Raw genomic sequence first — 22,008 nt, 5'->3', positions numbered from 1 at the left:
AAGTTCAGCCTGAGCGCTGCTTAATTCTAAAATTTTTTAACTAATAACCTTGAATCGATCAGGGCTAATCCCCATTGAATGCTCAACGCAATTTTTAATTGTTCAGAATATAAGTGGAGAGCAGTTATGGGTAGAATAATCGGTATTGACTTGGGTACAACCAATTCATGTGTTGCTGTGTTAGATGGCGACAAACCTCGGGTGTTAGAAAATGCAGAAGGCACGCGTACTACGCCTTCAATTATAGCTTATGCCGAAGATGGCGAGGTACTAGTAGGTCAGCCGGCAAAACGGCAGGCTGTTACTAACCCTAAAAATACCCTGTATGCGATTAAGCGTTTAATTGGTCGTCGCTTTGAAGACGAAGAAGTTCAGCGCGACATCAAAATTATGCCGTTTAAAATTGTCAAAGCGGATAACGGTGATGCCTGGGTTGAAGTGAAAGACAAAAAGCTGGCTGCACCGCAAATTTCAGCTGAAGTACTGAAAAAAATGAAGAAAACCGCCGAAGATTTCTTAGGCGAGCCGGTTACTGCTGCGGTAATTACCGTACCAGCCTATTTTAATGATGCGCAGCGTCAGGCGACCAAAGACGCGGGCCGGATTGCCGGCTTAGACGTAAAACGGATTATCAACGAGCCAACTGCTGCGGCGCTGGCTTATGGTATGGACAAAAAGAAAGGCGACACCAAGATTGCGGTTTATGACTTGGGTGGCGGTACTTTCGATATCTCTATCATTGAAATTGACGACGTTGACGGCGAACAAACCTTTGAAGTGTTATCGACCAACGGTGACACCCACTTAGGTGGTGAAGACTTCGACAACCGGGTAATTAACTACCTGGTAGACGAATTCAAAAAAGAGCAGGGTATGGATCTGCGCAACGATCCGCTGGCCATGCAGCGCTTAAAAGAAGCGGCTGAGAAAGCTAAGATTGAGCTGTCATCAGCATCGCAAACTGAAGTTAACCTGCCGTATATCACGGCAGATGCTTCAGGCCCGAAACACTTAAACATCAAAGTGACCCGCGCTAAGCTGGAGTCACTGGTTGAAGACTTAGTGCAGCGTACTTTAGAGCCGCTGAAAAAAGCCTTAGCCGATGCAGATTTAAGCGTTAGCGAAATTAACGAAATTATCCTGGTGGGTGGTCAGACCCGGATGCCAAAAGTACAGGAAGCCGTTACTGCTTTCTTTGGCAAAGAACCGCGCAAAGACGTGAACCCGGATGAAGCCGTAGCGGTAGGTGCTGCCATTCAGGGGGCGGTACTGTCTGGTGATGTAAAAGACGTATTGCTGCTGGACGTAACGCCATTGTCGCTGGGTATTGAAACAATGGGTAGCGTAATGACGGCGCTGATTGAGAAAAATACCACTATTCCGACCAAAAAGTCGCAGGTGTTCTCAACCGCTGATGATAATCAGGCTGCAGTAACCATTCACGTGTTGCAGGGTGAGCGTAAACGCGCTACTGATAATAAATCACTGGGCCAGTTCAATTTAGAAGGTATTCGCCCGGGTCGTCGTGGCGAGCCGCAAATTGAAGTGACTTTTGATTTAGATGCGGATGGTATTTTACATGTGTCGGCGAAAGATAAAGACACCGGTAAAGAGCAGAAGATCACCATCAAGTCTTCTTCTGGTTTATCGGAAGATGAAATTGCCGCCATGGTGCGTGATGCTGAAGCCCATGCTGAAGAAGATAAAAAATTCGAAGAGCTGGTACAAACCCGCAACCAGGCAGATGCCATGGTGCATGCTACCCGCAAACAACTGGAAGAAGCGGGTGACAGTTTAGCCAGCAATGACAGAGCCGCTATTGAAACCGCTATCAGTGAGCTGGAAACCGCTCTGAAAGGTAGTGACAAAGCGGAAATTGATGCCAAGTCACAAGCATTAATTCAGGCTTCGCAAAAGCTGATGGAAGCTGCCCAGGCTAAATCCCAGCAGGGTGACGCCGATGCCGGCCAGCAACAAGCTGCTGGCAATGACGATGTTGTTGACGCTGAGTTTGAAGAAGTAAAAGACGACAACAAATAATACGGGCCCGGGCTGCAGCATGCTGCAGCCCTTTGACAAGAAGTAAGCACTGAATTTATGTCAAAGCGTGACTACTATGAAGTATTGGGTGTCGCTAAAGGCGCCGATGATAAAGACATCAAAAAGGCTTATAAACGCCTCGCCATGAAATTTCACCCTGATCGCACTCAGGGCGATAAAGGCATGGAAGAGAAGTTTAAAGAAGTCCAGGAAGCCTATGAGGTTTTATCAGACGAGCAAAAACGCGCTGCCTACGATCGTTTTGGCCATGCCGGGGTAGATCCTAACCGCGGTGGCGGTGGTTTCGGCGGCGGCGGAGCGGGTGCCGGTGACTTTGGTGATATATTTGGCGATGTGTTTGGCGATATTTTTGGTGGCGGCGGTCGTCGCGGCCAGTCGCGGGCGCAACGTGGCTCAGACTTACGCTATAACCTCGAACTGAATCTGGAAGAGGCAGTTAAAGGTAAGTCGGTAGATATTAAAGTACCAACCTACGTTAACTGCGACAGCTGTGATGGTTCAGGCGCTAAAAAAGGCACTTCGGCCAAGAGTTGCCCAACCTGTCACGGTGCAGGTCAGGTAACGATGCGTCAGGGCTTTTTTGCGGTGCAGCAAACCTGTCCAACCTGTAATGGTCGCGGTAAAATCATTCCTGAGCCCTGTACTAAGTGTCATGGTGAAGGCCGGGTTGAGAAAACCAAAACCTTGTCAGTGAAAATTCCGGCAGGGGTTGATACTGGCGATAGGATCCGTTTAACCGGTGAAGGTGAAGCAGGCATGCATGGCGCGCCGGCAGGCGACTTATATGTGCAGGTAAACGTTAAACCTCACCCGATTTTTCAGCGGGATGGCAATAACCTGTACTGCGATGTACCACTAAGCTTTGCTACTGCAGCACTGGGTGGTGAAATTGCGGTACCAACCCTGGATGGCCGGATCAAACTGAAGATCCCTGCGGAAACCCAAACCGAAAAAATGTTCCGGTTACGCGGTAAAGGCGTGCAGTCGGTGCGCGGTGGTGGTGTCGGTGATTTGGTTTGCAAGGTGGTAATTGAAACCCCGGTTAACCTCAGTGATAAGCAGAAAGAGTTGCTGCGGCAACTGGACGAAAGTATGGCTGGTGAGAGCGAAGCGAAGCACAGGCCCAAATCAAAAGGTTTTTTTGACGGAGTCAAAAAATTCTTTGACGATTTAACCGGTTAACTAAATTTAAAAGCCACCTTCGGGTGGTTTTTTTTTCAACTACCGATACAATTAACAACATGGGTACAATTGCTGACCATGCATTAATAAGGATTTTGCTATGTTGAAGAAGTTTTCCCTGGCCGCGGTTGCCGCTATTACTATGGTGGCGTGTGTTCAATCGCCTACTGGCCGCAACCAGATTATGTTATTTAATGACAGTCAGCTCAGCGCCATGGGTGCCCAGACTTTCGAAACGATGAAAGCGGAAACGCCGATTAGTAAAGATGTCAGAACCAATGATTATGTGCAGTGTATTGCCAGTGCCTTGTTGCGGGTGACGCCGGAACAATATCTGAGCAAGCCCTGGGAAGTGGTAGTTTTTGACAGCGAGCAGGTTAATGCTTTTGCGCTGCCTGGTGGTAAAATCGGCGTGTACACCGGTTTGCTAAAGGTGGCCGAAAATCAGCAGCAGTTAGCGGCGGTAATTGGCCATGAAATTGCCCATGTTATAGCAAGTCACAGCAACGAGCGGTTATCAACCAATCAGTTTATGCAGTCGGCGCTGGCACTCGGTGATGCTGGTTCCAAAGCCTACGGTGTGCGCTATCAGCAGGAGATTATGGCAGCGTTAGGGGTGAGTTCTCAGCTGTTTGTAACTTTGCCCTTTAGCCGCACCCATGAATCAGAGGCTGATATTATTGGCCTGGATTTAATGGCAAAGGCTGGCTTTGAACCGCGCCAGGCGGTAAACTTATGGCAGAATATGGCGGCTGCCAGCAACAATAATACGCCACAGTTTTTGTCCAGCCATCCGGTGCCTGAAAACCGGATAGCAGAATTGCGGGCCAGAATGCCGCAAGCCATGGCAACATTTAACGAGCGGAAGAAGGCTGGTCAATTGCCAAATTGCCGTAAATAGCTAGCTTAGGATGAGTTGAGGCGTCAGTTAAATTTACAATTTTAGATTTAACTGATGCTGTGCGCTTAGGAATTTAATGAATTTCAAGTGATTACAGCTTTGGATTGATTTTTGCATGTTTCAACGGAATAGCAAGCTTTACGCTGAAACATCAGGACAAGGGTGACAGAGTCTATGGACAATAAGGATATCAAAGCAGCGAGTGGCCGACGTAAGTTTTTAGTACGTGCGGGCATGGGATCGTTGCCGGTTTTAATGGCCCTCAAAAGTAAAGGCGCCTGGGGTTACAGTACCCAAAATTGTAATTTAAGTGCCAGTATGTCAAAAATGCAATCGGTGCAGGCCGAGCAGTTTGAGGATTGTCATAATCAGTTTCTTTCGCATGGAAATGCCAAGCAATATTTTATGACTGGTCCGGGTAATGGTAGTGAACGTAAAGGGTATTTTCACTCTGGCTCACCTAACTACCATAAATATGCCAGCCATACCTATACTCATAACGGTATAGCCATTAATGAGACTACCTTGTTCAGTAATTTTTTTGCCGGTGGTTTTGACGGTACTTTGCAACAAGCTGTAGAAGAGGGACCTACTTCACTGGTTCGGGACAGTGCGTCATTATTTTTGCATTCATTGTTTTATTATGACCAAGGCATCTATCCGAAACCTGAAGCATTTGTTGATGCCTACAATAAATCTATGTTGACCGGCGAAACCGATGCTCTGGCGAAAGTACTGCAACTTTATATCGAAGGCTAAGGGATGTTCAGCAATGAGCACAGTAGCAATTATGCTGCTTGGTTAAGCCAGACCAGGCAGCAGCATAGTGAGCAACAACACCTTAGTTTTCTGCGTTTTTCTGCTGATAATACTACTGTCAGCTTTGATCATATCAGTTATGCTACTGCCAAGGTTATCCCGGAACACTCTGCTGAGCAGGAGTAAGTTTGCCGCTTTTTTCATTACACACCCCCCCCTTTACGGTCCGTATTGATACTGACAGCCCGGCATTATTCAGTGATTTAGCCCGGCTTTATCCGGCTGATGTGCTGCGGCCCGTACCTGATAATGACCATGTTTATGACTTTCATATAGACTATAAGCGACGTTTCAGCGGCAAAAGCCGGCCTTACCATTTTCGTACTGGGAGCGAACATTTCCGGATGGCTGATGCTAACCAGCTGATCCCAACGTTTGAATGGGGATTGAACTGGTGTGTATCGGCTTATCAGCAACAATATCTGGCTATTCATGCTGCGGTATTGGAAAAAGATGGCAAGGCCCTGATTATGCCAGCACCACCAGGCAGCGGTAAAAGCACTTTATGTGCTTTGCTGATGCTGCGAGGCTGGCGGTTATTATCTGATGAGATGTGTTTGATTGACCCGGCCAGTGGCCAGTTGCAGCCCTATGTGCGTCCAGTCAGTTTAAAAAACGCCTCGATAGAGGTTATTCAGCACTATCAGCCAGGGGTAGAAATTTTTCACCGCACGGCTGATACTGAAAAAGGCACTGTAGCTTATTTACGGCCAACTGATAGCAGCTGGCAGCAGCAAAATAGCAGTGCACAGCCAATGTGGATTATCTTTCCCGCCTATCAGGCAAATGCAGCAGAGCCCGTCGCGCTGTTTACTATGCCCAAAGCGGATACTCTGCTTTATCTGGCGCAGAATAGTTTTAACTATGCGGTATTTGCAGCTGAGGGCTTTAATTTGTTAAGTCAGCTGGTGGAAAATACCGAGAGCTTTCGCCTGGAATACAGTGATACCAGGCAAATGCTTGAGTTGCTGGAGCAGCTGCTATGTTAGTGCCGCTGTTGATTCAGTGCTTTCGCGACCCGCAGCGCTTTCAGGCTAAAGCCGGTGCCGCTTGCTGGACTGATTTGCTGCAACAGGCACGGAGTCTGGGGTTAACGGCACAACTGCAAGCACTGTTTGCGCGGCATAATATGCTGGGCGATTTACCTGAAACAGTACAGAAACACCTTGCCTGGGGCTGGCGCTACTATCAGAAGCAGCGGGCCAGTTTATTTTACGAGTTATTGCAACTGGAGCCCTGTCTCGGTCAGGCAAATTATCCGTGCTTGCTGCTAAAGGGCGCAGCCTATCAGGCGTTGGCTCTGACAGTCAGCGAAGGCCGGTTATATTCTGATATTGATTTGCTGGTAAGCCGGCAGCAGTTGAATGACTGTAAATCAAAACTGTTTTTTGCCGGTTTTTTTGAACCGGCTATGTCGGCCTACGATAAACACTTTTACCTGGAGCTGTCTCACGAAAATCCGCCGTTTTATCATGTGAAGCGTGGTACTGCACTGGATTTGCACTTTGCATTGTTTCCATTGGCTGGCCGTAAAAACCTTGTCACTGAGCACGTTTTTGCAAGTGCCTGTCAGATAGAGGGGTCATGTTTTCAGGTGCCCAGCCTTAGTTTTTTATATATTCATGCTGCTATCCATTTTTTCTGGCAGGAAGAGCAGCATAAGCTGGTAAAAGATTTAATTGATTTAGACCTGCTCTATAGCCAGTTGGCAGAACAACAGCTGTTGCCGCAACTATTGAGTGACGCTGAGCAATTCGGCGCCATAGAGCCAGTGGTAAATACTTTATTGCTGATTGAAACGCTTTTTAAGCGCAGTCTGCCAGATGCTATCGCCAGGCAACTCGACCAGAGCCCGGCGCGGCGGGATAGCGCCAGGGCCTTGCTGCTAATGCAGCTGCAACCTGGGGTAAAAGCTAAAATAGCTGGCGCACTGTGGTACCTGCGCGGCTACCGGCACAAGATGCACTGGCGGGCATTAATCCGCCATATTTGGGTAAAAAGCTGCCTGGCCTGGCGGCAGCGTGGTGAACCAAAGGATAGCAATAATTAATCAGGTTTAACCTGACGCCCTGGTGTCAGCGCGACGCAGTAAAACAATACCGCTGGCTACAACCAGTAAAATCAGGCAGTAAAAGCTGTAACTGACCACCTGCCAAGGCGAAATGCCGAAACTTGCCCCTAACAACAAGGCCTGGGCACCATAGGGCACCAGGCCTTGGCTGATACAGGCGAAAATATCCAGTAAGCTGGCACTTCGTCTTGGCGGGATCTGATGTTGTTGTGCCAGATTTTTTGCCACATCGCCAGTCAGCACAATAGCAACGGTATTATTGGCAATACACAGGTTACTGCTGAAAGCCAGTGCTGCTATCGCCAGTTGCTGTGCTTTATTACCTGCCAGTCTGAGCTTGCTGGTCAGATTCTGAATGACCTCAGAGATCCAGCTTAAGCCCCCCTGTTGTTTGATAAACTCACTTAAACCGCTTACCAGCATCGCCAACAGGAAAATTTCCTGCACGCTGGCAAACCCGGCAGCAATATCTTTGCCTAAGCCGGTGATTTGATAGTCAGCAAACACGCTGCCTTGTAGCGCTGCCAGTACAATTCCCAGTAATAACACCAGAAACACATTTAAGCCCATCACTGCCAGCACTAAAATGGCGGCATAAGGCAATACACCGGTCCAACTGAATTCGGCGGCGGCTACCGGCGCGGTAGCACTGGTAAGCAGGGTATACACGATTAATGTCAGGACGGCCGCAGGCAGGGCAATTTTAATGTTTTCTCTGAATTTATCAGACATTTTGGCACCCTGCGTGCGGGTGGAGGCGATAGTGGTGTCGGAGATAATGGATAGATTGTCGCCAAACATGGCGCCGCTTAACAGCACTCCTGCAACCAGTGCCGGGTCCAGATTAGCCTGGGTTGCCAGACCGGCAGCGATAGGGGCCAATGCTCCTATGGTACCCATCGAGGTGCCCATGGCGGTTGAAATCAGGGCGGCAATTATAAATAAGCCCGGTAGCAGCCATGCTGTGGGCACTATGCTCAGGCCAGCATTAACGGCTGCATCCACACCACCGGTTGCAGTTGCCACGCTGGCAAAAGCACCTGCCAGCAGATAAATAAGACACATGGTAATAATGTTATGGTTGCCGGCGCCTTTAATCAGTACGTCTATTGATTGTTGCAGGGGTGCGCGGTGCAGCCAGATAGCCAGGATCAGCGCCGGAATTATCGCTACATGGCCGGGTAGCTGGTAAAAGGCATATTCAACGTTTTGCGCCTGAAAATATAAACCACTGCCTAAAAACAGTAGAATAAACAACCCCAGTGGGATAAGTGAGCGTTTAGCGCCCGGCTGGCTAACAGGGTTTACCATGAATTACCTCAACAAAAATGGGTTGCGAACTATATAGATGGCCAGACGTCTTGTCAAGAATTGCAGGAACTGCTGGCGCCAGGTAACTAACTTAGGGTATTTTGTTGAAAAAACCTACCGTTTTCAGCAGTTAACGGTTGCAACCGGATGCCACTATGTCTGCCAGTAAAATCATTAGAAGCCGTCGTTTTTTGCCATTTTTCTTAACCCAGGCGCTGGGGGCCTTTAATGACAACGTATTTAAAAATGCCTTGATGCTACTAATGGCGTTTACTGCCGCTAATGCTTTGCCCTGGAGTATCGATGTCACCATGAACCTGGCAGCGGGCTTGTTTATCCTGCCTTTTTTACTGTTTTCTGCCACTGCCGGCACCCTGGCCGACAGCATGTGTAAAACCCGGCTGATCCGCCTGCTGAAGCTAACGGAAATTGTGCTGATGTTGCTGGCGGCTGCGGCTTTTTATTTTCAGCAGTACTTAGTGTTATTGGGCTTATTATTTCTGATGGGCAGCCAGTCGGCGTTTTTTGGCCCGGTAAAATACGCTATTTTGCCGCAGCTGCTTGACGATAAAGAGCTGTTGGCAGGCAATGCCTGGGTAGAAATGGGCACTTTTATCGCTATTTTAGCAGGCACGATTGCCGGTGGCTTGCTGGTGGGTACTGAGCATGCCCAGCTATGGGTTGGTGCTATTGTTGTGCTGTTTGCGGCATTGGGTTATTTCACCAGCCGTGCTATTCCGGCGGTGGGCCAGGTGGATAAAGCCGGGCGTTTCAACTTTGCTCCCGTTAAGCAAACGTTGCAGACCATTAAAATCAGTTATACCAATCGCACCTTATATCTGGCCATTATGGCCATTAGCTGGTTTTGGTTTTTGGGCGCCAGTTATTTAACCCAATTCCCTAATTTTACCAAAACCATGCTGGGTGGTGACAATACGGTAGTCACTGCGTTGTTGGTGGCGTTTTCTGTTGGGGTGGGCCTGGGTTCAATGTTGTGTGAGCGACTATCCGGCAATCGGGTAGAACTAGGGATAGTGCCTTTGGGCTCTATTGGCTTAACGGTATTTGGCTGTAGTTTGTATTTCAGTACGCCTGAACTGGTATCGGCGGAGTTGCTCAGTCTGGGCGCATTTTTACAAAGTAGTTATGGCTGGTGGGTGTTGGTTGATCTTACCTTGATAGGGGTGTCAGGCGGCCTGTTTATTGTACCCTTGTATGCCCTGCTGCAAAAGCGGGCTGAGCCCGGCCAACGAGCCAGAATGATCGCGGCTAATAACATTTTTAATGCGCTGTTTATGGTGGCCAGTGCTATTGCCGGTATCGTGTTTTTAAGTGTGCTGGGTTTAACCATTCCACAGTATTTTTTAATTCTGGCCATTATGAATGCCGTAGTAGCCTTTTATGTCTACAGTCGGGTACCAGAATTTGCGCTGCGGTTTGTTATATATCTGCTTAGCCATACTTTGTACCGGGTACGTAGCCAGGGGCTTGTTCACATTCCTGAAGACGGTGCGGCGGTATTGGTGGCAAACCATGTCAGTTATGTTGATGCGTTGCTGATTGCCGGCGTGGTGCGGCGTCCGGTGCGGTTTGTGATGGAGAAAGCCATTTATGACCTGCCGGTAGCTAACTGGTTATTCCGGGCCGCCCGCACTATTCCTATTTGCAGCAAACAAAAAGATGAACAGGTTTATGAAGCGGCTTTTGCGGCGATAAAACGTGAGCTGGCCGCAGGCAATCTGGTATGTATTTTCCCGGAGGGCCGGCTGACCAAGACCGGTGAAATAGATAACTTCCGGCCGGGCATTGAGCGGATTATCAGCGAAAGCCCGGTGCCGGTGGTGCCGATGGCCTTGCAGGGGCTGTGGGGCTCATTTTTCAGCCATTATGGTAAAGGCGCGTTTAAATTAAAAGGCCGTTGGTGGTCAAAGGTGCAGTTAATTGCCGCTGATGCCATACCGGCTGCTGCCGTCAGCGCTGCTGAATTAGAATTACGCGTGCGCGCATTGCGGGGTGACAAGCGCTGAATGCAGGGATAAATGGGATATAAGCAAGGGCAACAGCCCTTGAAGCAAGCCGGCGCTGCCCACATAAAATGAAGATGTCTGATATTCAGCTGTAGTTTACCCGGAGTATAAATGCTTAACTTTTCATATCAAAACCCCACCCGTATTGTGTTTGGTAAAGATCAGCTTAGCCAGCTGACTAAATTAATTCCTACCGGCAGTAAAGTGCTTATGTTGTATGGTGGCGGATCAATTAAACATAACGGCGTGTATGATCAGGTAGTGGCAGCCCTTGCTGACTTTGACTGGCAGGAATTCAGTGGCATCGAGCCCAATCCCAGCTTTGAAACTCTGATGAAAGCCGCTGATTTAGTGCGCGAACAAAAAATTGATTTTCTGTTACCGGTTGGTGGTGGTAGCGTGATTGATGGCGCTAAATTTGTCGCCGCTGCGGCGGTATATCCTGGCGATGCCTGGGATATTTTAGCCAATCGCGGCAAGGTTGAAAATGCAGTTGCGCTCGGTTGCGTGCTGACTTTGCCGGCCACCGGCACCGAGAGTAACGGTAACTCAGTGGTAACCCGTTATGAAACCCAGCAAAAGTTGTCATTCAGCAGCCCGCTGGTGTACCCAAAGTTCGCTATTCTGGATCCGACTGTTACCTTTAGCTTACCGCCGCGCCAGGTAGCTAATGGCGTGGTGGATGCATTCGTGCATGTTATTGAGCAGTATCTAACTTACCCGGTGCATGCGCCGGTACAGGACCGTTTTGCCGAAGGTTTACTGCAAACCCTGATAGAAGAAGGGCCGAAAGCGTTGAGCGACCCGGATAACTACGATGTGCGGGCCAATATTATGTGGGCAGCCACCATGGCACTGAATGGCCTGATTGGTCAGGGCGTGCCGCAAGACTGGGCAACTCATATGATTGGCCATGAAATCACCGCGGTCTATGGCCTGGACCATGCTCAAACTCTGGCCATCGTGTTGCCGGCATTAATGCAACAGCAGCGAGTGCAAAAACGCGAAAAGCTATTACAGTTCGGCCGGCGGGTCTGGCAGCTTAGCCATCAGGATGAAGAGCGCTTGATTGATGATACCATTAGCCACACCCGGGCTTTTTTTGAGCAAATGGGCGTGCCCACCCGCTTGGCTGATTACAGTATAGCGGCCGATGCGGTGGATAAGCTGGTAGCTAAACTGGAAGCCAATGGCATGCTGAAACTGGGCGAGCATGGCGATATTGACCTGGACGTATCGCGGCAGATTTTGCAAAAAGCGGTATAACGAGATTCAATCGGGGAGGGTCCTAACACCTGATGGGGCGACACAGAGTGTCTGAGCGAACGCGCAAGCGGTAGCGACAAATTCGTCTGGAACGAATTTGAACAGCTTAGCTGGCCCCAAGGGCGAAAGGCAGGATGCCTGACGTAGTTGCTGTGGCGAGCCCGGCAGGTGTTAGGACCCGGACTACGAGCTATCATTTATAATTAGTCAGAAATAGCCATCTTAATGGCTATTTTGCTTTCTAGTATTGGCCGCTTTTGTTTTAATAGCGGCCATTGTTATTTTTATACCGAGTAAATTATGCCTGCTATCGGAATTTTCGGCGCTAACGGCCGGATGGGTCGTGCCCTTACCATTGTTGCCAACGAGCAGCAGTTAAACTTAACGGCGGCCACTGTGCGGGCCGGCTCGTCCTTAGTGGGCGTCGATGCCGGCGAGTTGGCCGGTTGTGGCAAGCTGGGGCTGGACTTAAGTGAAACCGGCACCAGTAGCATTAACAATGCTGACATCTGGGTCGATTTTACCATGCCGGAGGCGATGCTGGCGCACCTGCAATTGGCGGTAGCAGCAAAAAAAGCCATGGTAATCGGGGTTACCGGGCTAACCGATGACCAGTATCAGCAGCTGCAACAAGCCAGTGCGCATATCCCGATAGTATGGGCGCCGAATATGAGTGTTGGGGTTAATCTGCTGCTGCATTTGGTGCAAACCGCGGCCCGGGTAATGGGCCAGACTGCCGATATTGAAATTACTGAAGCACATCACCGCTATAAAAAAGATGCGCCCTCAGGCACCGCGATGGCCATTGGCGCTACTATCGCGAAAACCCTGGGCCGTGATTTGAATGAGGTTGCAGTGTATGGTCGCGAGGGGATTACCGGCGAGCGAGCGCAACAAACTATTGGTTTTGCCACGGTGCGTGGCGGCGACATTATTGGCGATCACACCGCACTTTTTGCAGATTTAGGTGAAAGGCTGGAAATTAGCCACAAAGCATCCAGCCGTAATACCTTTGCCCAAGGCGCGCTGCGCGCTGCTTTGTGGTTGCAAAATAAGCAGCCCGGACTTTATTCCATGCAGCAAGTGCTGGGATTGGCAGACTTAACATAAGCTTTTGGGCAACTAAACTTAAAAACGTGTTAAAGAAGGTATATTTGTAAAAAACTAAAATAGCCATAGCCAAAAGTACGCTTTTCGCCTAAAATAAGCAGGTTTGCCCGGTCTCTGGCTCGCGCCACTCGATCGGACCTCTCATCCGTTGAAAACGGGATTAGAATTTTGGGTCAAAACGGGTTGTAAAACACAAATAGTTTTCGCCCGTTTTTTGCTGTTTGGAGGTTATTTTGACTAAGTCCGCCCTGCTCGTACTGGAAGACGGCACCGTATTTCGCGGTACAGCCATTGGCGCTGAAGGAGTTTCTGTAGGTGAGGTGGTGTTTAACACCTCGATGACCGGGTATCAGGAAATCTTAACTGATCCTTCATACGCAGAGCAGATAGTAACACTTACTTACCCGCACATTGGTAACACCGGAACCAATAGTGAAGACGAGGAATCCGGACAGGTTTGGGCTAAAGGCCTGATCATTCGCGACCTTCCTCTGTTAGCCAGTAACTTCCGTAACCAACTCTCACTTAGTCAATATCTTTCCCAACATAACATCCTTGGTATTGCTGATATCGATACCCGCAAGTTAACCCGTATTTTAAGGGAAAAGGGCGCGCAGAACGGTTGCCTTATGGCCGGTGATAATTTGGATCAAGCCAAAGCGCTGCAACTGGCTCAGGGCTTCGCTGGTTTAGCCGGCATGGATCTAGCGAAAGAAGTCAGCGTTAAATCATCTTATCAGTGGACCGAAGGTAGCTGGGTATTAGGCGAAGGCCATCGTGCTGCAGCCGCAGAGCAGTGCAAGCAGCAGTTTCATGTTGTTGCTTATGACTTTGGAGTAAAACGCAATATCCTGCGGATGCTGGCTGACCGAGGCTGCAAGCTAACTGTAGTGCCGGCACAGACCCCTGCCAGTGATGTATTAGCGCTTAATCCGGACGGTATCTTCTTATCGAATGGCCCTGGCGATCCGGCGCCGTGTGATTATGCCATCGAGGCGATTAGAACCTTGTTAGATACTGACATTCCGCTGTTTGGTATTTGTTTAGGCCATCAGTTACTGGCACTGGCCAGCGGTGCAAAAACCTCGAAAATGAAATTTGGCCACCATGGTGCTAACCATCCGGTGCAAAATCTTGATAGCAAAAAAGTGCTGATCACCGCCCAAAATCATGGGTTTGCGGTAGATGAAGTCACGTTACCGGCCAATTTACGGGCCACCCATAAATCGCTGTTTGATGGTTCACTGCAAGGTATTCATCGCACCGACAAGCCGGCATTTAGTTTTCAGGGACACCCTGAAGCGAGCCCCGGCCCGCATGAAGCCTCTGAGCTGTTCGACCACTTTATTGCGCTGATGCAACAGCATAAAGCCTAAGCAAACACGAATTACGGAGAGAGCGACCCATGCCAAAACGTACCGACATAAAAAGCATTCTGATTATTGGCGCCGGCCCAATCGTGATTGGTCAGGCCTGTGAATTTGACTACTCAGGCGCTCAGGCCTGTAAAGCCCTGCGGGAAGAGGGTTACCGGGTTATTCTGGTTAACTCTAACCCGGCCACCATTATGACTGATCCGGAAATGGCCGATGCCACCTACATCGAGCCTATTCACTGGCAGGTAGTAGAAAAGATTATTGAAAAAGAGCGGCCGTGCGCTGTGTTGCCGACCATGGGTGGCCAAACGGCGCTGAACTGTGCGCTGGAATTAGAGCGCCATGGTGTGCTGGCTAAATACAATGTAGAAATGATTGGCGCGACCGCCGATGCTATCGACAAAGCAGAAGACAGAAGCCGTTTTGATAAAGCCATGCGTTCAATTGGCCTGGCTTGCCCGCGTGCTGGTTTAGCCCATTCGATGGAAGAAGCCTATCAGGTGCTCGAAGACATTGGCTTTCCGTGTATCATCCGGCCATCTTTTACCATGGGTGGCTCAGGTGGCGGTATTGCTTATAACCGCGAAGAATTTGAAGAAGTCTGTACCCGCGGCCTTGATTTATCGCCCACCAAAGAGTTGCTAATTGACGAGTCGTTAATTGGTTGGAAAGAGTATGAAATGGAAGTGGTGCGCGATAAAAACGATAACTGCATTATCGTATGTGCCATTGAAAACTTCGACCCGATGGGTGTGCATACCGGTGATTCCATTACTGTTGCGCCAGCTCAAACCCTGACTGACAAAGAATACCAGATTATGCGCAATGCCTCTTTGGCAGTATTGCGTGAAATAGGCGTCGAAACCGGTGGTTCAAACGTCCAGTTTGGCATTAACCCGGTAGATGGCCGGATGGTCATTATTGAGATGAACCCGCGGGTGTCACGTTCATCGGCACTGGCGTCAAAAGCCACCGGTTTTCCGATAGCCAAAATTGCCGCCAAATTAGCAGTAGGCTACACCCTGGATGAACTGGCCAATGACATTACCGGTGGCAGAACACCAGCGTCGTTCGAGCCAAGCATCGATTATGTGGTCACCAAAATACCGCGCTTTAACTTTGAAAAGTTTGCCGGTGCTAACGATCGCTTAACCACCCAGATGAAATCAGTCGGCGAAGTGATGGCGATTGGCCGTAACCAGCAGGAATCGCTGCAAAAAGCGTTGCGTGGTCTGGAAATTGGCGTGTCGGGCCTGGATCCGATTATTGATATTGCGCAGCCAGAAGCGAAAGAAAAGCTGACCCGCGAACTACGTGAGCCTGGTTCGCACCGGATTTGGTATATTGCCGATGCCTTCCGGTTTGGTATGAGCATGGATGAGATATTCACCCTGACCAATATCGACCGCTGGTTTCTGGTACAAATTGAAGATTTAGTCAAAGAAGAGCAGGCGCTGGCGACCGACGGTTTTGCTGCCCTGGACCAGGCTCGCTTAACGCGCTTAAAGCGCAAAGGTTTTGCCGATGCCAGGATTGCTGAGGTATTAGGGGTTAGTGAAAACGAAGTACGGAAAAAGCGCCATGGTTACAAGCTGCACCCGGTATACAAGCGGGTAGATACCTGTGCTGCTGAGTTTGCTTCTGACACCGCTTATATGTACAGCACTTACGACGAAGAGTGTGAAGCCGCTCCGACTAGCCGCGATAAAATTATGATTATTGGCGGCGGCCCGAACCGGATAGGTCAGGGTATCGAATTTGATTACTGCTGCGTACATGCGGCACTTGCGCTGCGTGAAGACGGTTATGAAACCATTATGGTGAACTGTAACCCGGAAACCGTATCAACCGATTATGATACTTCTGACCGTTTGTACTTTGAGCCGATTACCCTGGAAGATGTACTGGAAATCGTCCGGATTGAAAAGCCCAAAGGGGTAATTGTCCAGTATGGTGGCCAGACGCCATTAAAATTAGCCCGGGCGCTGGAAGCTAATGGGGTGCCAATTATAGGTACTTCGCCTGATGCGATTGATCGTGCTGAAGACCGCGAGCGTTTCCAGCAGGCGGTTGAGCGCCTAGGCTTAAAACAGCCGCAAAACGCCACCGTGACCAGTGTAGAAGAAGCCTTATCGCGCGCTCATGAAATCGGTTTCCCGATGGTAGTTCGTCCGTCTTATGTGCTGGGTGGCCGCGCCATGGAAATTGTGTACGATGATCAGGACTTACGCCGCTACATGACCGAAGCGGTCAGCGTGTCGAATGACTCGCCGGTATTGCTGGATAATTTCCTGGATGATGCGATTGAAGTTGATATCGATGCTATTTGCGATGGCAAGGAAGTAATTATTGGTGGCATTATGGAGCATATCGAGCAAGCCGGGGTGCACTCGGGCGACTCGGCCTGTACTTTGCCACCACATAGCTTGAGCAAAGAAATTCAGGATGTGATGCGCGAGCAGGTGAAAAAGCTGGCGTTAGAGCTGGGCGTAGTGGGCTTGATGAACACTCAGTTTGCGGTAAAAGACAACGAAGTGTATTTAATTGAAGTGAACCCACGTGCCGCCCGTACTGTGCCATTCGTGTCAAAAGCCACCGGTGTGGCAGTGGCCAAAGTGGGTGCCCGTTGTATGGTGGGCCAGTCGCTGGCAGCCCAGGGGATCACCAAAGAAATTATTCCGCCGTATTTTTCAGTGAAAGAAGTGGTGATCCCGTTTAACAAGTTCCCTGGCGTTGACCCTATTCTTGGCCCGGAAATGCGTTCAACCGGCGAAGTAATGGGCATTGGCGATACCTTTGAAGAAGCTTTCGCCAAAGGTGAATTAGGCTCAGGTACTTTAATCCCAACCGGTGGCCGGGCCTTGCTTTCGGTACGCGACAGCGATAAAGTGCGCGTTGTTGAGTTGGCTAAGCGAATGGTTGAAATTGGCTTTGAGCTTGACGCTACAGGCGGTACAGCCAAGGCACTGGCAGCAGCCGGTGTGCCGTGCCGTACTGTAAACAAAGTATACGAAGGCCGGCCGCATATTCTGGACCGGATTAAAAACGGTGAATACAGTTACATTGTAAATACCACTGAAGGGCGCCAGGCGATTGAAGATTCGAAAGTATTACGCCGTGGTGCACTGCAGCATAAAGCCAACTATACTACAACGCTTAATGCGGCGTTCGCGACCTGTAAAGCGAACGCGGCCAGTGCCTTTAATAACGTTAATTCAATTCAGGAATTACATAAGAGAGTGAACGGATGAGTCAAATTCCGATGACAGTGCAGGGCGCAGAAGCATTGCGGGTTGAACTGCATGAGCTTAAATCGGTAAAACGGCCAGCGATAATTCAAGCCATTGCTGAAGCCCGCGCCCATGGCGATTTAAAAGAGAATGCCGAATACCATGCTGCCCGCGAGCAGCAAGGCTTTTGTGAGGGGCGCATTCAGGATATCGAAGGTAAGTTATCCAATGCCCAGATTATCGATATCAGCAAAATGCCCAACAACGGCAAAGTCATTTTTGGCGCTACGGTATCTATTTTAAACCTGGATACCGACGAAGAAGTGACCTACCGGATTGTTGGTGACGATGAAGCTGATATTAAAAATAATTTAATTTCGGTTAATTCGCCGATTGCCCGCGGCCTGATTGGTAAAACAACGGACGACGTAGTTAATATCACTACCCCGAAAGGTGTGGTGGAGTTTGAAATTACCGCCGTTAGATACATCTGACGGTAACCGCTTAAGCTGAATCACAACGCCAGGCATGCCCTGGCGTTTTTTTAGCCCCAGAACCACCTGTTACTACTGACCAGACCGCTAATTAAGCCAGCAAAACCTGCCAGGGTGCCACCCAGCATGCCAAGCCAACACCATAAGCGGTTACGACGATAAACCTTAGCTGCTGCTGCATCATGCTGCATTTTTGCCAGTAAACGCGGCTTAATAGTTTGCCATACGCCGTATTGCAGGTAACCGAGGCCGGCCAGAAACAAACTGAAACTAAGCACAGGTGCCACTGCCCCGGCAGTGAACTGATAAGACAGTGCTAACAAAATACCGCTTAGTAATACCCAGCCAATACTGATGTTGCGGTATTTAAGCAGCTGCTGCCGTTCCTGGTTACTTTCAGCTCGTTTTAGTGGCTGGCGCATGCCCAGAATAACACCAAGCACACCACCCAGGGCGCCCAGCATGGCTCCACCAAACAACCAGCTAATTTTGGCCAGGCCGCTACTGTTTACAGCCAGCGCGCTGGCTGATGCTGCAGCCACCGGCGGGCTGGTCAGGGTTAGCGCACTGCAAATGGCGGTGGTTAAGCCCATGCCGGGCGCAGTAGTTAAAATTAGTTTGCCATATTTTGCCAGTAACTGGTCTTTTAGTAATTCCCGTACCCGCTGCAATTTTTTGCGGACATTGCTCTCTGTTATCCCCAATAATTCGGCTACCTGTTGGCTGTTTTGTTCTTCCCGATAAAACAGCAGCACTATTTCCCGGCTATCAGAGGGCAACTTAGTGATAAAATCGGCCATTATCTGGTTTTGCTGAGCTTTGGCTAAGTCGTCAGTCAGTTGCGTATCGCTGGCAAACTCTGCCAGAATAGCGTCTGCCTGCTCGCCACTGACTTTACTGCCAACTTTATTGTCACGCAGATAATTAAAAGCCCGATAGCGGGTAGTCTGGCGCACCCAGGGCAAAAAGCTGGCCGGGTTTTGCAGCGTATTGAGTTGTTGCCAGATATGAATAAACACTTGTTGCGTAATATCTTCACTGGCATCTAAATCTTTAACAATGGCCAGCGCAATACTGCTGACACTGCGCTGGCATGCTTTAACCAGCCGGGCAAAGGCATCTTTATCACCCAGACTAGCGGCTTGCACATCTGGGATCAGTTGTTGTTCAGTAATCGACATGCTCATGCTGTTAGTCCTTTAATGCGGCAGTGATACGTGCAATAAGCCAGGCGGGTTGATCCAGCATAATAAAATGCCTTGAGTCGGTATTAAACTCAAGCGTAGCGTTAGCAATAGTGGCAATTTGTTGCTGATACAGTGCTGTGGCCGCTGTCTGCTGCTGAGCATTTTGCAAGGCGCCACCGGCACCAATTAGCAGTACTTTGCTTTGAATCGTATGAACCTGCGGCCGTAAATCCGTTGTCAGTAATTCATACAACGCCTGGCCAACGCTGGCCGGATCTGAGGCGGTAGCCATCGCCACCACTTGCTGTTGATGTTCAGTTGAACTTGCCTGAATTTGCACTCCTTGCGCAGCCATGTTTGCCAGTTGTTCAGCGGTCATACCCTGGTAAAGCGTTCTGAAATATTCGGCTTGCGGTGTTACCTGAGCTACTGTGGTGCTGGCATCACGGCTAAACACGGGCGCCAGAAAGGGCAGGCCATCTACCGCAATTACATTACCTATAACATCAGGTGCGCTGCTGGCTAAACTAAAGGCCAGAAAGGCCCCCAAGCTATGGCCCACCACTGCTGGTTTATCCAGATGTTGTTGCTCAATATACTGCAGCAATTCGCGCTGTACTTTTGGCAATAACTCGCCGCTAATGGCCGGCGTACCGGCAAAGCCGGCAATGCTGATTAAGTGCAACTGATAGTCACCAGCCAACGCTTCGGCAGTTGGTCGCCACACCCGGGCGTCTGACATTAACCCCGGGATCATAATCACCGGCTTACCACTGCCAATAACTTCAACCCTAAAGCTGTCAGCAGCGTGGCTTTTAAAATTGGCAGCTAACATGCCGCCAATAATGGTCAGGCTGATAGCAAAGTAAGTCCAGAAACCGGGTTGTTTTTTATTGCTGCTGTTGTTATCAATGCCGTTTTTCATACTGTTGTTCATAAAAAATTCCTTAGTAATAAGTGAGTGTCATTACTAAGTACCGGTAGCAGGATGTGCTGTGACAAAAAATATGAAAAAGTTTCGGCTTTAAAATTTGGAGCGGGTGGTATTAATCGCCGGGGTAGCAAAGATAGTCAACTAAGATGAACTACGCGGTGATAAGTATTCAGTTTAATTAACGGGATCAGAATAAGTGTCGGTGTTGTGATAGCGACCACTGTAATCAAAAAAGCTGTCCAGCAGCTGCCAGCCTTTTGCCTGCTTTTTTAGCAGAATAAGCTGCGGCATCCGGAATTTATGCTGATCGGCTACCAGCTCGCTGGCGCTTTGGTAGTTTTTCGGTTTGAGCCCCGGGGTGCGGCTGTGGGGGTGGACAAATAAGGCATAGAGTGCCCGGCGCTGGGCGGCGGTGTCCAGTTTGAAATGACGATAGAACGGGTTACCGTCGACGTCCAGATATTGCACCTGCAGCACGCCTTGCTGATCGGTGAGTAACATTTGCTGACAACGAAATAAATGATGATGCTGCTTACTTAACACCTCTTTTAAGCGTTTATCCGGGTCGATAAGCTGCGACTGACAGTGCTGACAAACCCTGGCTGCAATATCGTTTTCACCGCCGCAGTCCGGACAAATCCGGGCTCTGAACCGATAGTTGCATTGTTTTGGCGCAGCGTTACTACTGTGCTCCACTAAGCCCTGACAGCGCCGGCCATAGTGTTCAATAATATCGCCGTCGTTATCAAGCAGCCCCCAGAAAATATTGGCAAACTGGCAGTGTGGGCAGGGTACCTGCACCGGTACTGCTTTGCTTGCTGGCCGCGGGCTGCCCACTTCCGGGTAGAATATGTCGTAGCCATTGGCTGCGTAATCAATAATCAGACAGTGACTTTTACCCGGTGCACTACGCAGGCCCCTGCCTACCATTTGCTGAAATAAACTGACCGAGGCAGTGGGGCGCAAAATAGCAATTAAATCAACATGCGGCGCGTCAAAACCGGTCGTTAACACGGCGACATTGACCAGAAACTTCAGCTGTTTTGCTTTAAAGGCGGCTATCAGCTGGTCGCGTTCGCTATCAGCAGTGGTGGCAGTTAGCAGTGCGGCTTGCTGGCCCTGCTGTTGAAGCAGGTTAAGCACTTCTTTAGCATGACGTACTGTAGCCGCAAATATAATTACCCCTTGCTTACTGGCCGCCAACTGGCAAAGTTGGCCAACAATAAGTTTGGTGGCCCGGCCCATTTTGCCAAGTACAGATTCAATTTGCTGTTCACTGTAATCCATACCACTTAACGGCTGCAGGCCACTAAAGTCGTACTGAGCTGTTAAGCCATCTAACAATACCGGTTTGGCTAAATAGCCCTTGTTAATAAGGGGGCGCAGCGGCAAGTCAAATATGCAGCGGTCGAAACTTGCGTATTCTGTTGAGCCGACCCGGCCATGGTAATGGCTCTGATAAATCCAGCCGGTACCCAACCGGTAAGGGGTGGCTGTCAGGCCAAGTACTTTCAAATTTGGGTTCTGTTGGCGCAAATGACTGAATAACTGTTGGTATTGGCTGTCGTCATTAAGGCTGACCCGGTGACACTCATCAATAATTAACAGTGAAAAAGTCTGGTTAAACTGCGTCAGATTGCGTCCTGCAGATTGAACACTGGCAATAACGGTTTTAGCTGAACTGTCTCTTTGCTTAAGGCCTGCCGCGAAAATACTACCCGGTTGACTCATTAAACCTACTTTTTCGGCATTTTGCGCCACCAGCTCTTTTACATGGGTAACAATAAGCACCCGGCCTTTGGCTACTCTGGCCAGCTCGGCAAGTACCAGGCTTTTACCTGCGCCGGTCGGTAACACCATTACCGCTGACAGGTTACTTTGCTTAAAATGCGCAATAGCCGCGTCAACGGCCTGTTGCTGATAATCTCTTAGTTGCATAGCACCAATAGTTGTTTTAGTAGAGTATGGTTTTGTCAAAATAGCACAGGTCAGAGTTTTGATTTACGGTGTTTAGGGTACAGTAACCGGTAATAGACCGG

17 protein-coding genes are annotated in these 22,008 nt (G+C 49.4%); 13 read left to right on the top strand and 4 right to left on the bottom strand.

All coding sequences use genetic code 11. The features are described from left to right. Window positions 1-126 precede the first annotated feature (126 nt). From dnaK to H141_RS0108635, 7 genes are all read left to right on the top strand, one after another. The gene (dnaK, locus tag H141_RS0108665) at window positions 127-2,040 is read left to right on the top strand and encodes a molecular chaperone DnaK (RefSeq protein WP_019675862.1); all 1,914 of its coding nucleotides are present in this window, start codon (window positions 127-129) and stop codon (window positions 2,038-2,040) included. A 57-nt stretch (window positions 2,041-2,097) separates the two neighbouring features. Continuing rightward, window positions 2,098-3,243 (top strand): molecular chaperone DnaJ, encoded by a 1,146-nt coding sequence (gene dnaJ / locus H141_RS0108660; protein WP_019675861.1) that lies wholly within the window; start codon window positions 2,098-2,100, stop codon window positions 3,241-3,243. A 100-nt stretch (window positions 3,244-3,343) separates the two neighbouring features. After that, window positions 3,344-4,144: a M48 family metallopeptidase gene (locus H141_RS0108655; RefSeq protein ID WP_019675860.1), complete on the top strand. Its 801-nt coding sequence runs from the start codon at window positions 3,344-3,346 to the stop codon at window positions 4,142-4,144. A gap of 174 nt (window positions 4,145-4,318) precedes the next feature. After that, on the top strand, window positions 4,319-4,903 hold the full coding sequence (locus H141_RS0108650) for a hypothetical protein (RefSeq protein WP_019675859.1): 585 nt from the start codon (window positions 4,319-4,321) through the stop codon (window positions 4,901-4,903). Between the two features lie 3 nt (window positions 4,904-4,906). Further along, window positions 4,907-5,089, top strand: coding sequence for a hypothetical protein (locus H141_RS0108645; RefSeq protein WP_019675858.1), 183 nt, complete (start codon window positions 4,907-4,909; stop codon window positions 5,087-5,089). Window positions 5,090-5,091: 2 nt separating this feature from the next. Next, window positions 5,092-5,952 (top strand): HprK-related kinase A, encoded by an 861-nt coding sequence (locus H141_RS0108640; RefSeq protein ID WP_019675857.1) that lies wholly within the window; start codon window positions 5,092-5,094, stop codon window positions 5,950-5,952. Continuing rightward, complete coding sequence (locus H141_RS0108635) at window positions 5,946-7,013, top strand: nucleotidyltransferase family protein (protein WP_019675856.1); 1,068 nt, start codon at window positions 5,946-5,948, stop codon at window positions 7,011-7,013. The genes H141_RS0108640 and H141_RS0108635 overlap by 7 nt, the downstream gene beginning before the upstream one ends. 6 nt (window positions 7,014-7,019) lie before the next feature. On the opposite strand, the gene H141_RS0108630 is transcribed toward H141_RS0108635, so the two are convergent. Then, window positions 7,020-8,345 carry a Na+/H+ antiporter NhaC family protein gene (locus H141_RS0108630; RefSeq protein WP_019675855.1) on the bottom strand — a complete coding sequence of 442 codons (1,326 nt, stop codon included), beginning with the start codon at window positions 8,343-8,345 and terminating at the stop codon, window positions 7,020-7,022. Between the two features lie 155 nt (window positions 8,346-8,500). On the opposite strand from H141_RS0108630, the gene H141_RS0108625 reads away from it, so the two are divergent. The 6 genes from H141_RS0108625 (at window position 8,501) to greA (ending at window position 17,848) form a co-directional block, all read left to right on the top strand. Next, entirely contained in the window at window positions 8,501-10,372 is a 1,872-nt protein-coding gene (locus tag H141_RS0108625) for an MFS transporter (protein WP_026349336.1), read from the top strand. A gap of 111 nt (window positions 10,373-10,483) precedes the next feature. After that, a complete protein-coding gene (locus H141_RS0108620; protein ID WP_019675853.1) occupies window positions 10,484-11,638 on the top strand; it encodes an iron-containing alcohol dehydrogenase in 1,155 nt (384 codons plus the stop codon). Between the two features lie 300 nt (window positions 11,639-11,938). After that, window positions 11,939-12,748, top strand: a complete 810-nt coding sequence (dapB, locus tag H141_RS0108615) for a 4-hydroxy-tetrahydrodipicolinate reductase (protein WP_019675852.1) — start codon at window positions 11,939-11,941, stop codon at window positions 12,746-12,748. Window positions 12,749-12,981: 233 nt separating this feature from the next. Next, window positions 12,982-14,124, top strand: coding sequence for a glutamine-hydrolyzing carbamoyl-phosphate synthase small subunit (gene carA, locus H141_RS0108610; protein ID WP_019675851.1), 1,143 nt, complete (start codon window positions 12,982-12,984; stop codon window positions 14,122-14,124). 29 nt (window positions 14,125-14,153) lie between these two features. Continuing rightward, the gene (gene carB, locus H141_RS0108605) at window positions 14,154-17,375 is read left to right on the top strand and encodes a carbamoyl-phosphate synthase large subunit (RefSeq protein ID WP_019675850.1); all 3,222 of its coding nucleotides are present in this window, start codon (window positions 14,154-14,156) and stop codon (window positions 17,373-17,375) included. Next, window positions 17,372-17,848, top strand: coding sequence for a transcription elongation factor GreA (gene greA / locus H141_RS0108600; RefSeq protein WP_019675849.1), 477 nt, complete (start codon window positions 17,372-17,374; stop codon window positions 17,846-17,848). Before carB ends, greA begins: the two co-directional genes overlap by 4 nt. 50 nt (window positions 17,849-17,898) lie before the next feature. On the opposite strand, the gene H141_RS0108595 is transcribed toward greA, so the two are convergent. The 3 genes from H141_RS0108595 to radD form a co-directional block, all read right to left on the bottom strand. Further along, complete coding sequence (locus H141_RS0108595) at window positions 17,899-19,035, bottom strand: RNA polymerase sigma factor (RefSeq protein ID WP_026349335.1); 1,137 nt, start codon at window positions 19,033-19,035, stop codon at window positions 17,899-17,901. Between the two features lie 4 nt (window positions 19,036-19,039). After that, complete coding sequence (locus tag H141_RS0108590; protein ID WP_019675847.1) at window positions 19,040-19,972, bottom strand: alpha/beta fold hydrolase; 933 nt, start codon at window positions 19,970-19,972, stop codon at window positions 19,040-19,042. A 171-nt stretch (window positions 19,973-20,143) separates the two neighbouring features. Beyond that, complete coding sequence (gene radD / locus H141_RS0108585; protein ID WP_205620360.1) at window positions 20,144-21,946, bottom strand: DNA repair helicase RadD; 1,803 nt, start codon at window positions 21,944-21,946, stop codon at window positions 20,144-20,146. Window positions 21,947-22,008 lie beyond the last annotated feature (62 nt).

The sequence above is a fragment of the Arsukibacterium perlucidum DSM 18276 genome (assembly GCF_000382165.1).
GTDB classification, from domain to species: Bacteria; Pseudomonadota; Gammaproteobacteria; order Enterobacterales; family Alteromonadaceae; genus Alishewanella; species Alishewanella perlucidum.
The sequence above is the reverse complement of the archived record's forward strand: the minus strand, read 5'-3'. Positions and strand labels throughout refer to the sequence as shown.

Bases quoted from the DNA above. Each gene is read 5' to 3' on its own strand.
- dnaK (WP_019675862.1), top strand. From the start codon at position 127: ATGGGTAGAATAATCGGTATTGACTTGGGTACAACCAATTCATGTGTT.
- dnaJ (WP_019675861.1), top strand. From the start codon at position 2,098: ATGTCAAAGCGTGACTACTATGAAGTATTGGGTGTCGCTAAAGGCGCC.
- H141_RS0108655 (WP_019675860.1), top strand. From the start codon at position 3,344: ATGTTGAAGAAGTTTTCCCTGGCCGCGGTTGCCGCTATTACTATGGTG.
- H141_RS0108650 (WP_019675859.1), top strand. From the start codon at position 4,319: ATGGACAATAAGGATATCAAAGCAGCGAGTGGCCGACGTAAGTTTTTA.
- H141_RS0108645 (WP_019675858.1), top strand. From the start codon at position 4,907: ATGTTCAGCAATGAGCACAGTAGCAATTATGCTGCTTGGTTAAGCCAG.
- H141_RS0108635 (WP_019675856.1), top strand. From the start codon at position 5,946: ATGTTAGTGCCGCTGTTGATTCAGTGCTTTCGCGACCCGCAGCGCTTT.
- H141_RS0108630 (WP_019675855.1), bottom strand. From the start codon at position 8,345: ATGGTAAACCCTGTTAGCCAGCCGGGCGCTAAACGCTCACTTATCCCA.
- H141_RS0108625 (WP_026349336.1), top strand. From the start codon at position 8,501: ATGTCTGCCAGTAAAATCATTAGAAGCCGTCGTTTTTTGCCATTTTTC.
- H141_RS0108620 (WP_019675853.1), top strand. From the start codon at position 10,484: ATGCTTAACTTTTCATATCAAAACCCCACCCGTATTGTGTTTGGTAAA.
- dapB (WP_019675852.1), top strand. From the start codon at position 11,939: ATGCCTGCTATCGGAATTTTCGGCGCTAACGGCCGGATGGGTCGTGCC.
- carB (WP_019675850.1), top strand. From the start codon at position 14,154: ATGCCAAAACGTACCGACATAAAAAGCATTCTGATTATTGGCGCCGGC.
- greA (WP_019675849.1), top strand. From the start codon at position 17,372: ATGAGTCAAATTCCGATGACAGTGCAGGGCGCAGAAGCATTGCGGGTT.
- H141_RS0108595 (WP_026349335.1), bottom strand. From the start codon at position 19,035: ATGAGCATGTCGATTACTGAACAACAACTGATCCCAGATGTGCAAGCC.
- H141_RS0108590 (WP_019675847.1), bottom strand. From the start codon at position 19,972: ATGAACAACAGTATGAAAAACGGCATTGATAACAACAGCAGCAATAAA.